This is a genomic window from Pseudomonas palmensis, assembly GCF_017848315.1.
In the GTDB taxonomy this organism is placed as follows: domain Bacteria; phylum Pseudomonadota; class Gammaproteobacteria; order Pseudomonadales; family Pseudomonadaceae; genus Aquipseudomonas; species Aquipseudomonas palmensis.
On record NZ_JAFKEC010000005.1, the window covers coordinates 54,705 to 69,530 of the forward strand.

General features: G+C 65.6%; 14 protein-coding genes. 8 read left to right on the forward strand and 6 right to left on the reverse strand.

Going from position 1 to position 14,826, the window contains the following annotated elements:
• Positions 1–28: 28 nt before the first annotated feature.
• Positions 29–766 carry a precorrin-6A synthase (deacetylating) gene (gene cobF / locus JZZ72_RS04800; RefSeq protein ID WP_043861749.1) on the forward strand — a complete coding sequence of 246 codons (738 nt, stop codon included), beginning with the start codon at positions 29–31 and terminating at the stop codon, positions 764–766.
• Here the strand turns inward: cobF and JZZ72_RS04805 are convergent.
• Positions 735–2,048 (reverse strand): glycosyltransferase, encoded by a 1,314-nt coding sequence (locus JZZ72_RS04805; protein WP_043861750.1) that lies wholly within the window; start codon positions 2,046–2,048, stop codon positions 735–737. The genes cobF and JZZ72_RS04805 overlap by 32 nt on opposite strands.
• Before the next feature lie 118 nt (positions 2,049–2,166).
• Positions 2,167–2,526: a response regulator gene (locus tag JZZ72_RS04810; RefSeq protein ID WP_054914313.1), complete on the reverse strand. Its 360-nt coding sequence runs from the start codon at positions 2,524–2,526 to the stop codon at positions 2,167–2,169.
• Between the two features lie 269 nt (positions 2,527–2,795).
• On the opposite strand from JZZ72_RS04810, the gene JZZ72_RS04815 reads away from it, so the two are divergent.
• From JZZ72_RS04815 to JZZ72_RS04835, 5 genes are read left to right on the forward strand one after another with little or no spacing between them, the layout of a single operon-like run.
• Positions 2,796–6,287 carry a response regulator gene (locus JZZ72_RS04815; protein ID WP_210014108.1) on the forward strand — a complete coding sequence of 1,164 codons (3,492 nt, stop codon included), beginning with the start codon at positions 2,796–2,798 and terminating at the stop codon, positions 6,285–6,287.
• Positions 6,284–7,105: a CheR family methyltransferase gene (locus tag JZZ72_RS04820; RefSeq protein ID WP_043861753.1), complete on the forward strand. Its 822-nt coding sequence runs from the start codon at positions 6,284–6,286 to the stop codon at positions 7,103–7,105. Before JZZ72_RS04815 ends, JZZ72_RS04820 begins: the two co-directional genes overlap by 4 nt.
• Complete coding sequence (locus JZZ72_RS04825) at positions 7,102–7,677, forward strand: chemotaxis protein CheB (RefSeq protein ID WP_043861754.1); 576 nt, start codon at positions 7,102–7,104, stop codon at positions 7,675–7,677. Before JZZ72_RS04820 ends, JZZ72_RS04825 begins: the two co-directional genes overlap by 4 nt.
• Complete coding sequence (locus JZZ72_RS04830; RefSeq protein ID WP_043861755.1) at positions 7,671–8,897, forward strand: hybrid sensor histidine kinase/response regulator; 1,227 nt, start codon at positions 7,671–7,673, stop codon at positions 8,895–8,897. Before JZZ72_RS04825 ends, JZZ72_RS04830 begins: the two co-directional genes overlap by 7 nt.
• A 55-nt stretch (positions 8,898–8,952) precedes the next feature.
• Positions 8,953–9,330, forward strand: coding sequence for a response regulator (locus tag JZZ72_RS04835; protein WP_043861756.1), 378 nt, complete (start codon positions 8,953–8,955; stop codon positions 9,328–9,330).
• 19 nt (positions 9,331–9,349) lie between these two features.
• On the opposite strand, the gene JZZ72_RS04840 is transcribed toward JZZ72_RS04835, so the two are convergent.
• From JZZ72_RS04840 to JZZ72_RS04850, 3 genes are read right to left on the reverse strand one after another with little or no spacing between them, the layout of a single operon-like run.
• A complete protein-coding gene (locus JZZ72_RS04840) occupies positions 9,350–9,955 on the reverse strand; it encodes a TetR/AcrR family transcriptional regulator (RefSeq protein ID WP_210014109.1) in 606 nt (201 codons plus the stop codon).
• A 9-nt stretch (positions 9,956–9,964) separates the two neighbouring features.
• Positions 9,965–10,813, reverse strand: coding sequence for a 3-hydroxybutyryl-CoA dehydrogenase (locus tag JZZ72_RS04845; protein WP_043861758.1), 849 nt, complete (start codon positions 10,811–10,813; stop codon positions 9,965–9,967).
• A 13-nt stretch (positions 10,814–10,826) separates the two neighbouring features.
• Positions 10,827–12,011, reverse strand: a complete 1,185-nt coding sequence (locus JZZ72_RS04850; RefSeq protein WP_043861759.1) for an acetyl-CoA C-acyltransferase family protein — start codon at positions 12,009–12,011, stop codon at positions 10,827–10,829.
• A 180-nt stretch (positions 12,012–12,191) separates the two neighbouring features.
• Here JZZ72_RS04850 and JZZ72_RS04855 point away from each other — a divergent pair, with 180 nt between their 5' ends.
• The gene (locus tag JZZ72_RS04855) at positions 12,192–13,202 is read left to right on the forward strand and encodes an AraC family transcriptional regulator (RefSeq protein ID WP_210014110.1); all 1,011 of its coding nucleotides are present in this window, start codon (positions 12,192–12,194) and stop codon (positions 13,200–13,202) included.
• Here JZZ72_RS04855 and JZZ72_RS04860 read toward each other — a convergent pair.
• Entirely contained in the window at positions 13,144–14,067 is a 924-nt protein-coding gene (locus JZZ72_RS04860; RefSeq protein WP_210014111.1) for a LysR substrate-binding domain-containing protein, read from the reverse strand. The two genes, JZZ72_RS04855 and JZZ72_RS04860, sit on opposite strands and share 59 nt — an antisense overlap.
• 92 nt (positions 14,068–14,159) lie before the next feature.
• Here JZZ72_RS04860 and JZZ72_RS04865 point away from each other — a divergent pair, with 92 nt between their 5' ends.
• Complete coding sequence (locus tag JZZ72_RS04865) at positions 14,160–14,825, forward strand: ankyrin repeat domain-containing protein (RefSeq protein WP_408004339.1); 666 nt, start codon at positions 14,160–14,162, stop codon at positions 14,823–14,825.
• Position 14,826: the final 1 nt, after the last annotated feature.

Here is a 14,826-nt window from a genome sequence, read left to right on the forward strand (position 1 = left end):
TGGCCGCGCGCCCCAGGGAGAGCTTGCGATGAAACACCTGCTGCTGATTGGAATAGGCCCGGGCAACCCCCGGCAGATCACCCTCGAAGCCATCGACAGCCTGAACCGCGCCGACGTGTTCTTCGTGCTGGACAAGGGCGCGGCCAAGGACGACCTGCTGCGCCTGCGCAAGGAGCTGCTGGAGCGCCACGTCACCCGGCCCTATCGCCTGGTGCAGGTCGAAGACCCGCAACGCGACGCGGCGGCTGCAGACTACGTCGGTGCCGTGGAGGACTGGCACCGCCAGCGCGCTGCGCTGTATGGGCGCCTGCTGCACGACGAGCTTGCCGAGGGGCAATGCGGTGCGTTCCTGCTGTGGGGCGAGCCGACGCTTTACGACAGCACACTGCGCATTCTGGAGCGGGTGGCGCAGCCGGCGTTCAGCCTTGAAGTCATCCCCGGCATCAGCAGCGTCCAGGCCCTGGCGGCCGCTCACCGCATTGCACTGAACCGTATCGGCGAGCCGCTGCATATCCTGCCGGGCCGACGCCTGGCTGATGAGTCAGGCATCGACAACGTGGTGGTGATGCTGGACGGGCAATGCGCCTTTGCCGAACTGGACGATCCGCACCTGCACATCTATTGGGGCGCCTACCTGGGCACTGCCGACGAGCTGCTGATCGAGGGGCCGCTGATGCAGGTCAAGGCGCAGATCCTGGCGCAGCGCGAGCAGGCCCGCGCGCGCAAGGGCTGGATCATGGACACGTATCTGCTGCGCCGCCGCTAGGCCGGTTCTTGGCCTCGATCCACTGGGCCATGTACTGGGTGCTCTTGTGGTGATGGTGGCGCAGCATGGCCCCGGTGAAGTTGTACAGGCGCTGTTCATCCAGGTGCGCCAGCGTGTGTTCGATGCGCTGCACCAGGGCCTGGCCGTGCCAGCGCCTGTCGTAGCGGGCGCTCAGCAGCTGGCGCCCGTCGCGCTGGGCCTGCTCCCAGCGCGGTTGCTCGCTGTAGAGCCGCGCCGCGGCATCGGCCAACCCTTCGGCAGTGTCGGCCACCAGGCCTGGCCAGGGCAGGTCGCCGTGCATGGCCTCGGCGCCAATCGGGGTGGTCACGCTGGGCGTGCCGCACAGCATCGCATCGGTCAGTTTGCCCTTGATGCCCGCGCCAAAGCGCAGCGGGGCCAGGCACACCCGTGCGCCGCTCATCACCTGCAGGGCGTCCTCAGCCCAGTTCATCACGTGAAACCCTTCGGCAGCATTATGCAGCGCGGTGGCCTTGGGCGGCGTGTAGGCACCATAGATGTGCAACTGCGCCTTGGGCAGGCGACGGCGGATCATCGGCCACAGGCTGTGCTTCATCCACAGCACCGCATCCCAGTTCGGCGCGTGGCGGAAGTTGCCGATGCTGAGAAAGTGCTCGCGTTCCGCGAACGGCCTGAAGGCTTCGGTGGGCGGCGCCAGCATCAGCGGGCACCAGTGCAGCAACGCCTCGGGCACGCCGAAGCCATTGACCAGCAGGTCTATCTCGACATCCGAGATCATCAGGCTCAGGTCGCTGCGGTAGATCGCCGCCAGTTCGCGCTGGGCCAGGTCGGCACCGGCCATCTGGCGATACAGGTCGGGGCCCGAGGTGTTGAACAGCGCGCGAAAGTCGTTGCTGTCCAGGCCCTCGGCCAGGCGCCGGCGCAGCAACTGATGACGGGCATCGCGCAGGCTCTGCAGGTCGGAGGTCTCGAGCACGCGCAGGGCCGCTGGGCAATGCTTCTCGACGCGCCAGCCGAACTGCTCCTCCATCATGAAGCGATCGAACAGCACCACGTCGGGGGCAAGGTCGGCGATGAAACGGTCGAAACTGGCGTTGTTCAGCTCGATGGCCTGCTCGGCGATGCCCAGGTTCGCGAGGTCGGCCTTGTGTTCGCCGATGGCTGCGGGGCTGCTGAAGGTGATGCGCCAGCCGCGCTCCAGAAAACACTCCAGCAGCTGCATCATGTGCCCGCCGGCGGCCGAGGAGCGGGGTTCGGGCCAGACATAGCCGATGACCAGGACGTGGAGGGCGGTTGGGTGCATGGGGAGGGCGGGCCTTTGGGCAAAAAAGGCGTATTAAACCAGAATCCAGGCCACCCGTTTCGGCCTCTTCGGCGGCAGGCCGGCTCCCGCAGGTACAGCGGTGCGGGAGCTGGCGCGCCTAGAGGGCCAGAATCGAGGTCACCTTGTCGCGCAGCTGGTCGATGCTGAACGGCTTGCCGATCATGTGCATGCCCTCGGGCACATCGAAGCTGTCGGCATAGCCACTGGCGAACAGGATGGGCAACAGCGGCCGCAGTTCGCGGGCCTTGCCCGCCAGTTGCTTGCCGTCCATGTCGGGCAAGCCGACATCGGTCATCATCAGGGCAAGGGGTTTGTCCGGGTTGCCCAGCACTTGCAGCGCTTGTTCGGCATCTTTGGCCTCCACCACCTGGTAACCCAGTTCATCGAGCACATCCACCATCAGCATGCGCACGATGGCGTCGTCTTCGACGACCAGAAGAGGGTGATTATCGGGCATGGCAGGATCCTGTGAAAATGGGTGACACACTATCTGTAAACAGCACGCGGTGCTTAGTTCCCTGGATCGTCAAACGTACCAGCCAGTGAGCATAGCGGGCTCTGGCCAAACAGGGAACGTTTGGCGCAGCACTGGCTCAAATACGGGCTCGACGCCCGGCCAACACGGGCACGGCGCCACGCTACGGGCATTGAACTGGCGGAAAACTGGAACAATTGCTCGAAAATCCGTCACACTCTTTCGTTCGTCTACTTGCTCGGGCCTTTCCAATGAGTCAACCAGCCTCGACCGATCAGCAGAGCTTTCGCAAGCTGCTGAGCCGCAACATCGGCCTGCCCCTGGGGGTCGGTCTGATCAGTGCGGTGGTTTTCGTCGCCGTGATTGCCTACCTGCTGTCGGTCATCCAGTGGGTCGCCCACACCGACCGGGTGATCAACAACGCCAACGAGGCGGTCAAGCTGTCCATCGACATGGAAACCGGCATGCGCGGGTTCCTGCTCACTGGCGACGAGCAGTTCCTCGACCCCTATGAAGTGGCCAAGCCACGCATACAGGCCGAACTCGAGACGCTCAAGGAACTGGTGGCCGACAACCCGCAGCAGGTCGACCGCCTGAGCCGCCTGCAAGCCCTGCAGGCCGCCTGGAACAACTTCGGCAAGGACATGATCGCCCTGCGCCGCGCCAATGACGACTACCGCACGCCCATCAAGCTCGGTCAGGGCAAGCGCCTGACCGACGAGATCCGCAAGGAGTTCGACGATTTCGTCGCGATGGAGCAACAGCTGCGTCTTGCCCGCAACGATCAGGTCAGCAACACCACGAAGTGGTCCATTTCCCTTTACCTGGCCTTCGTGGTGCTGCTCAGCGCATTGCTGGCCTACATCGGCCGCCGCGACCTGCTCAACCTGTCCAGCAACTACGCGGCCAACCTGGAGGCTCAGCAGCGCGCTGCCGAGCGCCTCGAACAGCAGGCCTGGCAGCGCGCCGGGCAATCGCGTCTGGCCGAGCAGGTGCTGGGGCAACTGACCCTGCCGATGCTGGGCAACAACATCCTGCAGTTCTTCGCCCATTACCTGGGCAGCGTGGTGGCGGCCGTGTACGTGCGCGACGAGCATGGCAGCCTGCGCCGCGTGGCCAGCTACGGCTTCTCCCGCGAGCAGCAGGGGCAGGAGCAGGTCGTCGGCGCCCAGGAGGGCATCCTTGCCCAGGCCGTGGCGCAGCGTCGCCTGATGCGCCTGGACGAGGTGCCGCAGGACTACTTCAAGGTCAGCTCCGGGCTGGGCGAGGGGTGCCCGCGCAACGTGCTGGTGATTCCGGCGATCAACGACGGCCAGGTCAATGGCGTGGTCGAGCTGGGCTTTCTGCGCGCAGTGGAGGACCGCGACATCGAGTTTCTCGAGCGGTTGGCCGACAACCTGGGCACCTCCATCGAGAGTGCGCGCTATCGCCAGCGCCTGCAGGAAGTGCTGGCCGAAACCCAGCAGCTCAACGAAGAGCTGCAGGTGCAGCAGGAAGAGCTCAAGACCGCCAACGAAGAGCTCGAGGAACAGTCCCGGGTGCTCAAGGAGTCCCAGGCCCATCTGGAGACGCAGCAGGCCGAGCTGGAGCAGACCAACGAGCAACTGGCCGAGCGTACCGACGCGCTGGCCGAGCAGCGCGATGCGCTGGACCGCAAGAACGGCGAGCTGAACCGGGTGCAGGTCGAGTTGCAGGAGCGTGCAGAGGAACTGCAGCGCTCGAGCAAGTACAAGTCCGAATTCCTCGCCAACATGTCCCACGAGCTGCGCACCCCGCTCAACAGCTCGCTGATCCTGGCCAAGCTGCTGGCCGAGAACCCGCAGGACAACCTCAGCGCCGAGCAGGTCAAGTTCGCCGAGTCGATCTATTCGGCCGGCAACGACCTGCTCAACCTGATCAACGACATTCTCGACATCGCCAAGGTCGAGGCCGGCAAGCTCGATGTACGCGCCGAAACCACCCACATCAGCCGCATGGCCGAAGGCCTGCGCAGCCTGTTCGAGCCGCTGGCGCAGCAGAAGCAGCTGGCCTTCAGCGTCACCGTAGAGCCGCAGGTGCCGTCCACCCTGTTCACTGATCGACAGCGCCTGGAGCAGATCCTCAAGAACCTGCTGTCCAACGCGCTGAAGTTCACCGAGCGCGGCCAGGTGGCGCTGACCATCGGCTACCAGGCCGGCACCGGCATCGTGTTCTCGGTGCGCGACAGTGGCATCGGCATTGCCGACGACCAGCAGCAGAGCATCTTCGAAGCCTTCCACCAGGCCGACGGCACCACCAACCGGCGCTACGGCGGCACGGGCCTGGGGCTGTCGATTTCCCGTGACCTGGCGCAGTTGCTGGGCGGCCAGATCCGTGTCGAAAGCCAACTGGGCCAGGGCAGCGTGTTCAGCCTGATACTGCCCGAGTCGTACGAGCCGAGCGTCGAGGCGCAGCCGCTGGCACTGGTGGCCCGCGCCGCCGCGCCGTTGCCCGTGGCGGCCCCCGTCGTGCTGCCGGCCGCCGAAGCCCCGCGGCCGGCGGCCAGCTTCGCCGACGACCGTCACCTGGCACCGTTCAGCAACCGCTGCATCCTGGTGATCGAGGACGAGCCCAACTTTGCCCGCATCCTCTTCGACCTGGCCCACGAACTGGGCTACAGCTGCCTGGTGGCCCAGGCCGCCGACGAAGGCTTCGAACTGGCGGCCAGCTACATTCCCGACGCCATCCTGCTGGACATGCGCCTGCCCGACCATTCCGGCCTAACCGTGCTGCAGCGGCTCAAGGAGCAGGCGTCCACCCGGCACATACCGGTGCACATCATCTCGGTCGAGGACCGTGTCGAGGCGGCCATGCACATGGGCGCGATCGGCTATGCGGTCAAGCCCACCAGCCGCGAGGAGCTCAAGGCCGTGTTCGGCCGCCTGGAAGCCAAGCTGACCCAGAAGCTCAAGCACATCCTGCTGGTGGAAGACGATGACCTGCAGCGCGAAAGCATCGCCCGCCTGATCGGCGACGAAGACATCAAGATCACCGCGGTGGGCATGGCTCAGGAAGCCCTGGAGCTGCTGCGCGAGAACATCTACGACTGCATGATCATCGACCTCAAGCTGCCCGACATGCTCGGCAACGAGCTGCTCAAGCGCATGACCGCCGACGATATCCGCTCGTTCCCGCCGGTGATCGTCTACACCGGGCGCAACCTGACCCGCGACGAAGAGGCCGACCTGCTCAAGTACTCGCGCTCGATCATCATCAAGGGCGCGCGTTCACCCGAGCGGTTGCTGGATGAAGTCACGCTGTTTCTGCACAAAGTCGAGTCGACGCTGTCCCATGAACGTCAGCGCATGCTCAAGACTGCGCGCAGCCGCGACAAGGTGTTCGAGGGGCGCAAGATCCTGCTGGTGGACGACGACGTGCGCAACATCTTCGCCCTCACCAGTGCGCTGGAGCACAAGGGCGCGATCGTGGAGATCGGTCGCAATGGCCGCGAGGCCATCGAAAAACTCGAGCAGGTCAGCGATATCGACCTGGTGCTGATGGACGTGATGATGCCGGAGATGGACGGCTATGAAGCCACCCGGCGCATTCGCAAGGACCCGCGCTGGCGCAAGCTGCCGATCATCGCCGTCACCGCCAAGGCCATGAAGGATGACCAGGAGCGCTGCCTGCAGGCCGGCGCCAACGACTACCTGGCCAAGCCGATAGAGCTGGACCGGCTGTTCTCCCTGATTCGGGTATGGCTGCCGCAACTGGAGCGAATTTGAGTATCGAACGTAACACCGACATTGAAATCCGGCTGCTGATCGAGGCGATCTACCTCAAGTACAGCTACGACTTTCGCGACTATTCCGGCGCTTCGATCAAGCGCCGGGTGCTGCATGCCGTGCGCCAGTTCGAATGCGCCACGGTGTCGGCCCTGCAGGAACGGGTGCTGCACGACCCGAGCGTGTTCATGCAGTTGCTGCAGTACCTCACCATCCCGGTGAGCGAGATGTTTCGCGACCCCGGTCACTTCCTCGCGCTGCGCGAGGAGGTGGTTCCGCACCTCAAGACCTGGCCCTCGATCAAGATCTGGATTGCCGGCTGCAGCACGGGCGAGGAGGTCTACTCCATGGCCATCCTGCTGCGCGAAGAAGGGTTGCTCGAACGCACCATCATCTACGCCACCGACATCAACCCCAGCTCGCTGGAAAAGGCCAAGCAGGGCATCTACTCGATGCAGAACATGCGCGAGTACACCGAGAACTACCAGAAGGCCGGCGGGCGCCGGGCCTTCAGCGACTACTACACTGCCGCCTATGGCAACGCGATCATCGACAGCAGCCTGCGCGAAAACGTGACCTTCGCCGACCACAGCCTGGCCACCGACAGCGTGTTCTCCGAAACCCAGCTGATCTCGTGCCGCAACGTGCTCATCTACTTCAACAAGACCCTGCAGGACCGGGCCTTCGGCCTGTTTCACGACTCGCTGTGCCACCGTGGCTTTCTGGTGCTGGGCAGCAAGGAAACCCTGGATTTTTCCGCTTACGCCAACCGCTTCGACGCGCTGGTCAAGCCAGAACGGATCTACCGAAAGTCATGAAAGGCACCGATGCGATCGTGGTGGGGGCTTCAGCCGGGGGCGTGTCGGCGCTGCTCACGGTGTTTGCCGCCTTGCCCGCCGACTACGCCATTGCGCTGCTGTGCGTGCTGCACCTGCCCGACGACCGCCACAGCCAGCTGGCCGAAGTCTTCAGCCGCCGCTTGCAGCGCCCCGTGCAGGAGGCCCGCGACAAGGAAAGCGTGGTGCCGGGGATGATCTACGTGGCCGGCCCCGGCTATCACCTGTCGGTGGAGCGTGACCGCAGCCTGTCCCTGAGCCAGGAGGACCGCGTGCACTTTTCCCGGCCCTCGATCGACATCCTCTTCGAGTCGGCCGCCGATGCCTATGGCGACGGCCTGGTCGGCGTGTTGCTGACCGGCGCCAACGAAGACGGTGCGCGCGGGCTGGCGCGCATCAAGGAGCACGGCGGTACTACCCTGATTCAAGACCCGCATGAGGCGCAAGTCGCGGTCATGCCCGAGGCGGCGCTGGCGCTGCACCGGCCCGACCACATACTCCCATTGAATGGCATCGGGCAATTGCTCGCCAAGCTGGAACCACGTGCATGCTAAGCCATATCCAAGCAAACCTGCTGATCGTCGACGACCTGCCGGAAAACCTGCTGGCGCTCGAGGCGCTGATCAAGGGGCCGGACCGCAACGTGTACCAGGCGCAATCGGCCGACCATGCGTTGTCGCTGTTGCTCGAGCACGAGTTCGCGCTGGCCATCCTCGACGTCCAGATGCCCGGAATGAACGGTTTCGAACTGGCCGAGATGATGCGCGGTACGGAAAAGACCAAGAACATTCCCATCGTGTTCGTGAGCGCTGCGGCGCGCGAGATGAACTACGCCTTCAAGGGCTACGAGAGCGGCGCGGTGGACTTCCTGCACAAGCCGCTGGACACCCAGGCGGTGAAGAGCAAGGTGGCGGTGTTCATCGACCTGTACCGCCAGCGCAAGGCCCTCGGCCAGCAGCTGGAGGCCCTGGAGCGCAGCCGCCAGGAGCAGGAGCTGCTGCTGGCGCAGCTGCAGGTCACGCGCAGCGAGCTGGAACACGCGGTACGCATGCGCGACGACTTCATGTCGATCGTCTCCCACGAGGTGCGCACACCGCTCAACGGTCTGATACTGGAGACCCAGCTGCGCAAGCTGCACCTGGCGCGCAACAACGCCGATGCCTTCACCCTGGACAAGATGCACGCCATGGTCGAGCGTGACGAGCGCCAGATCAACAGCCTGATCCGGCTGATCGAAGACATGCTCGACGTGTCGCGCATCCGTACCGGCAAGCTGTCGATCCGGCCCGCATCGTTCGACCTGTGCCAGCTGGTCAGCGGCCTGGTCGAGAACTTCGCCGCCCAGGCGGCTGCGGTCGACTCGAGCATCAGCCTGCAGGCCGGCGCCGAACTGGTCGGCTACTGGGACGAGTTTCGTATCGAGCAGGTGATCGCCAACCTGCTCACCAACGCCCTGCGCTATGGCGCCAAGTCGCCGGTGCAGGTGCGCGTGTTCGAGGAACAGGGCATGGCCTGCGTGCAGGTGCGCGACCATGGCATCGGCATCAGTGCCGAGAACCAGCAGCGCATCTTCCAGCAGTTCGAGCGGGTATGCTCCAACCAGAGCAGTGCCGGCCTGGGGCTGGGCCTGTATATTTCCGAACAGATCGTGCTGGCCCATGGCGGCAGCATCACGGTCAGCAGTACCGAGGGCCAGGGCGCGACATTCAGCGTGCGCCTGCCACTGGTACGCAGCCCGCAAGAAAGTGGCGCGCAGCAGGCAACCTCTGCGTGAGGCCGGGGTCGTATAGCGATCCCCCATGAATCAAATACGAGTTGAAGGCATTGGCATGAGTGAAGATGCGCAAGATGTAGTACTGGTCGTCGAAGACGAACCGGTCATTCGCATGATCCTGAAGGACTATCTTCAAGGCGAGGGCTATCACGTGCTGGTGGCCGAAGATGGCGAGCAGGCATTCAAGATCCTGGCCAGCAAGCCGCACCTGGACCTTATCGTGACCGACTTCCGCCTGCCGGGCGGCATTTCAGGGGTACAGATCGCCGAACCTGCGGTCAAGCTGCGCCCGGACCTGAAGGTGATCTTCATCAGTGGCTACCCGGCCGAGATCCGCGAGTCGGGCAGCCCGATCGCGTTCAAGGCACCGATCCTGGCCAAGCCGTTCGACCTGGACAGCTTGCGCGACCAGATTCAGGAACTCCTGAAATAGGCCTGACGTTGGCGTGAGTTCAAGCGGCAGCGACCAGCGCACCGGTCTGCAGGGTGCGCTCTATCGCCCCCAGCAGCATGTTTTCCATCAGCGCCAGGCGTTGTGGCTGCCCCAGCGGTGAGGCCTGCAACCAGCCGGGCAGGCTGTTGAGCAGCGTGGCGATGACATGGCCGGTCGCCTCCCGGGCTGGCGGCGGCAGGGCCGCGTGAGGGGCGATCAGCTGCAACAGGTGGGTTTCGTATTCACGGCGCAGCTGGGCGATGCGTGCCTGTTGTTCCTCGCTCAGGCAGCACAGGTCACGTTCGGCCAGGCGAAACTGCAACGGGCGCTCGGCATGCAGCGCCCAGTGCGCCTTTATCACCCGGCTCAACGCCGTGGCCTCGGGCTTGCCGCGCCCACGGGGCTGCAGGGTGGCCAGCAACTCCTCGAACAGCTCTTCGATCAGGTCGAACAGCAGGTGCTGCTTGCTCGGGAAGTGGTGATACAGCGAGCCCGCCGTCAGCCCCAGGTGGCTGGCCAGTTCACGCATGCTGACCTGGCCGAACCCCTTGACCGCAAAGAGTTCGAGTGCCTTGTCCCGACGTTCTTCAAAGTTGGCGCAACGTTCGGCGCAGGTCTGCGGCATGCCCGTACCTCAGTAGGTGAAGAAGCCGCGGCCGCTCTTGCGCCCCAGGTAGCCGGCGGCGACCATTTCCTTGAGCAGGGCAGCGGGGCGGTACTTGCTGTCGTTGAAGCCGTCGTGGAACGACTCGATGATCGCCAGCAGCGTGTCCAGGCCGATCAGGTCGGCCAGGGCCAGCGGGCCGATGGGCTGGTTGCAGCCCAGGCGCATGCCGGTGTCGATGTCCTCGGCGCTGGCCAGGCCTTCCTGCAGCACCATGATTGCCTCGTTGATCATCGGCACCAGGATGCGGTTGACCACGAAGCCCGGGCGGTTGCCGGCACTGATGGCGGTCTTGCCCACGCGCTCGGTCAGGGCCATGGCGCTGGCGTAGGTGGCATCGCTGGTCTGCAGGCCGCGAATGATCTCGACCAGCGCCATCATCGGCACCGGGTTGAAGAAGTGCACGCCGATGAAACGTTCGGGCTGGCTCACCGATGCGCCCAGCTGGGTGATCGACAGCGACGAGGTGTTGGTGGCGATGACGCAGTCGTCGGCCACGCTGGCGGCCACCTGCTGCAGAATCTTCACCTTCAGGGCGAGGTTCTCGGTGGCTGCCTCGATCACCAGCTGCGCGCCCTTGAGCTGCGCGTAATCGGTGCTGGTGGCGATGCGCGTCAGGGCTGCCTCGGCCTGTTCGGCCTGCAGGGTCTGCTTGCTGACCTGGCGCTCCAGGTTCTTGCGCAGGGTGGCCAGGCCACGCTCCAGCGCGGCCTCGGACACGTCGATCAGGGTGACCTGGTAGCCGGCCACTGCACACACCTGGGCAATCCCGTTGCCCATGGTGCCGGCGCCGATCACGGCGATGTTTTCAATACTCACGGTTAACTCCGACTCAAACACGTTCGAACACGACGGCGATACCCTGACCGCCGCCGATGCACATGGTGGCCAGCGCGTAGCGGCCCTGGATACGTTGCAGCTCATGGATCGCCTTGGTGGCGATGATGGCCCCGGTGGCTCCCACCGGGTGGCCCAGGGAAATGCCCGAGCCGTTGGGGTTGACCTTTTCGGGGTCCAGGCCCAGTTCCCGCGACACGGCGCAGGCCTGGGCAGCGAAGGCTTCGTTGGACTCGATCACGTCCAGGTCGGCGACGCTCAGGCCGGCCTTTTCCAGCACCTTGCGCGTGGCCGGCACCGGGCCCAGGCCCATCAGCTCGGGCTCGACGCCTGCATGTGCATAGGCCACCAGGCGCGCCAGCGGGCGCAGGCCCAGGCGCTCGACCATTTCGCCGGTGGCCAGCACCAGGGCGCCGGCGCCGTCGTTGAGGCCGCTGGCGTTGCCGGCGGTGACGGTGCCGTCCTTCTTGAAGGCAGGCTTCATGCCGGCCAGTTGCTCGGCACTCACATCGCCACGCACATGCTCGTCCACCTCGAAACGTACCGGACCTTTGCGGCTCGGGATCTCGATGGGCACGATCTGGCTGGTGAAGCGGCCTTCGGCGATGGCGCGGGCGGCGCGCTGCTGGCTGGTCAGGGCCACCTCGTCCTGCATCTGGCGGGTGATGCCGTTTTTCGCCGCCACGTTCTCGGCGGTGATGCCCATGTGAAAGCCTTCGAACGGGTCCTGCAGAATGCCCAGCATGTAGTCGACACCCTTCAGGTCACCCATGCGCGCGCCCCAGCGCGCCTGCGGCAGCAGGTACGGGCCGCGGCTCATGGATTCGGCGCCGGCGGCAATCACCGCCTCGGCCTCGCCCAGCAGCAGGCTCTGCGCGGCCGAGACGATGGCCTGCAGGCCCGAGCCGCACAGGCGGTTGACGTTGAATGCCGGGGTTTCCTTGGGTACGCCGGCGTTCATCGCGGCCACGCGGCCCAGGTACGCGTCACGCGGCTCGGTGGGGATCACGTTGCCCATGACCATGTGGCCGATCTGTTCGGGGGCAATGCCGGAGCGTTCGATGGCGGCGCGGGTCACCTGGGTGGCCAGGTCGGCCAGGGGCAGGTCCTTGAGCGAGCCGCCGAAGGTGCCGATGGCCGAGCGAACGGCGCTCACTACATAGATTTGCGGGGTGTTCATACGCGACTCCAGTGTGCGAAAGCGTGGCGGGGCGCTGCCTGGCTCTGCCAGAATGGCGCCCGGGGCCACGCTCGGGATGGGTTCGAGTCTAGGCAAAGGCCACGCCTGGGCCTATGCCATAACTGCCCAGCGAGGCTGGCACTTTTTGCCATATTCTTACGCTGCATAGCGGAAACAGTCATGCGGGAAAACGATTCGGTCGCGGTGTACTTCGTGCACATCATGCTGCACACACTGCGCCAACAGCCGGCGCGCGCCAGTGCGTTGCTGGTGCAGGCGGGCATCGACCCGGCAGTGGTGGGCGCACCCGATGCACGGGTGCCGGCCAGGGCGTTCGCACGGCTGTGGCTGCTGCTCATTGAAGACCTGGGCGACGAATTCTTCAACCTCGACAGCCACGGCATGCCGCTGGGCAGTTTCGCCCTGATCTGTCGTGGGCTGATCCAGGAGCCGACGCTGGAAAAGGCCTTGCGCCAGTGCCTGAGCAACTTCGGCCTGTTCCTGCGTGACGTGCGCGGGCGCCTGGTGGTGCGCGGGCAGCGTGCGGTGATCAGCCTGGAGTCGCATTTCGACGATGCGCAGACTCGGGTATATGCCGAGGAGACCTTCCTGGTGCTGGTGGTCAGCCTGCTGTGCTGGCTGGGGGGGCGGCGCATCGCCATCGACCGTACCGAACTGCGCGACGGGCGTGCGGTGCTGGAGGACGACGCGTTGCTGTGGGGGCCGAACCTGCAGTTGGGCAGTGGCCGCACCCAGGTCGAGTTCTCGGCGCACTACCTGCGCTTGCCGGTGGTGCAGGATCTGAGTGCGCTCAAGACCTTCCTGCGCAGTGCGCCGCAGTGGCTGGTGGTGCGCTACCGCAACCAGAACGGATTGGCGGCGCGGGTATACCGGCATCTGCGCGGGCGTCAGTACGGGCAGTGGCCAACCTTGCTGGGCATGGCGGCAGCCGAGGGCCTGAGCCCGAGCAGTTTTCGCCGGCAGTTGGAGCGTGAGGGGTGTTCGTACCAGCAGATCAAGGACGAGGTGCGCCGTGCACTGGCGTTCGAGTGTCTGCGCGATGGTGTGTTGAGCGTGGCGCAGATTGCCGAGCAGACCGGCTTCCAGGAGCCCAGCGCGTTTCATCGCGCGTTCAAGAAATGGACGGGGGAGAGCCCGGGGAGCTACCGCGCGCGGGTGGCGGGGGAGTAGGGGGCTGGCCCCCTCGACACCCTGCGCGCTGCTCGCACAGGGCCTGCAGCAGCTCGCGCAGCGCCAGGCCATCGGCATCCAGCCCCTTGCGCCCGTACAACGCCAGCTCCAGACCCTGGACCGGGGTAAACCCCTGCGCTTCACCCAGCACCCGATGGGTCGGCAACACGCTGCGGGTCGGTATCAGGCTCACGCCCAACCCCGCACTCACCGCCGCCCCCAGGCTGGCCAGACTGGTGCTCGAATAGCTGATACGCCAGCTGCGCCCACGGGCTTCCAGCGCATTGATCATTTCCTGCCGGTACAGCGCCCCCACCGGAAACACCACCAGCGGCACCGGGTCGGCCAGCTGCGTCTGCCCGGCACTGCACACCCACGACAACGGCTCGTGCCAGCCGGCATGGCGGTCGCGGTCCGCGCCCCATTGCTTGACCAGCAGCAGGTCCAGCTCGCCATCACGGTACAGGCGCAGCAGCGGGCTGCTCAGCCCGCTCTCGACCTCCAGGCGCACATGCGGGCGCTCGCCGATGAATTGGCTCAATGGCTCGGTCAGCACTTCCCCGGCCAGGTCTTCCGGCACCCCCAGGCGTAGCGCCCGTTGCGCCTGCACCGGGCTGAACGCCTGGCGCGCCTCTTCGTCCAGGCGCAGCAGGCGCCGGGCATACCCCAGCAGGCGCTCGCCGTCTTCGGTCGGCCACACCTGGCGCTGGCTGCGATCCAGCAGGCGCACCCCCAGGTGCTGCTCCAGCCGAATGATCTGCTGGCTGATGGTCGACTGGGTCAGGTGCAGGCGTTCGGCGGCGCGGGTGAAATTGCCGGTTTCCACCACGGTCACGAAGCTGCGCAGCAGTACGGGGTCAAGCATTCGATTACCCACTGGTATGCATGAAATCAATTAATTTCATGCTACACCCCAAGCCTCGGATAATCCCGCTTCATTGCACCAAAGGAGGCGCCATGTCATTGCTCAGACACTGGATGTACGGGGTTGCCGGGCTGTGCGCCAGCCTCGGCATCGCCGGGGCCGCCGGGGCGGCCGACACCTTGCTCGAAGCCGCCGCCAACGGCAACCCAACCCGCGTCGGCGTCTTGCTGGCCCAGGGCGCCGACGTTGATCAGCGCGACTCGCGCAACAATACGCCGCTGTTGCTGGCCACCGCCGGGGGGCATGTGGCGGCGGCGCGCCGGTTGATCGACGCCGGCGCCGACGTCAACGCCAGCAACTGGATGCACGACAGCCCATATCTGCTGGCGGGCGCCGAAGGCCAGTTGCAGATCCTGGAGATGACCCTGGCCCATGGCGCGGACCTCAAGAGCACCAACCGCTATGGCGGCACGGCGCTGATCCCCGCATGCGAGCGCGGCCATGTCGAGGTGGTCGCTCGCCTGCTGGCCGCCGGCGTTGCACCCGACCACGTGAACTCGCTGGGCTGGACCGGGCTGCTCGAAGCCATCCTGCTCAGCGATGGCGGCCCGCGCCACCAGGCCATCGTGCAACTGCTGATAGACGCCGGTGCCGACGTCAACCTTGCCGACCGCCAGGGCGTGACGCCCCTGCAGCACGCCCGGGAACGCGGCCAGCAGCGGATCGTCGAGTTGCTGCTGGCCCACGATGCCCATTGAA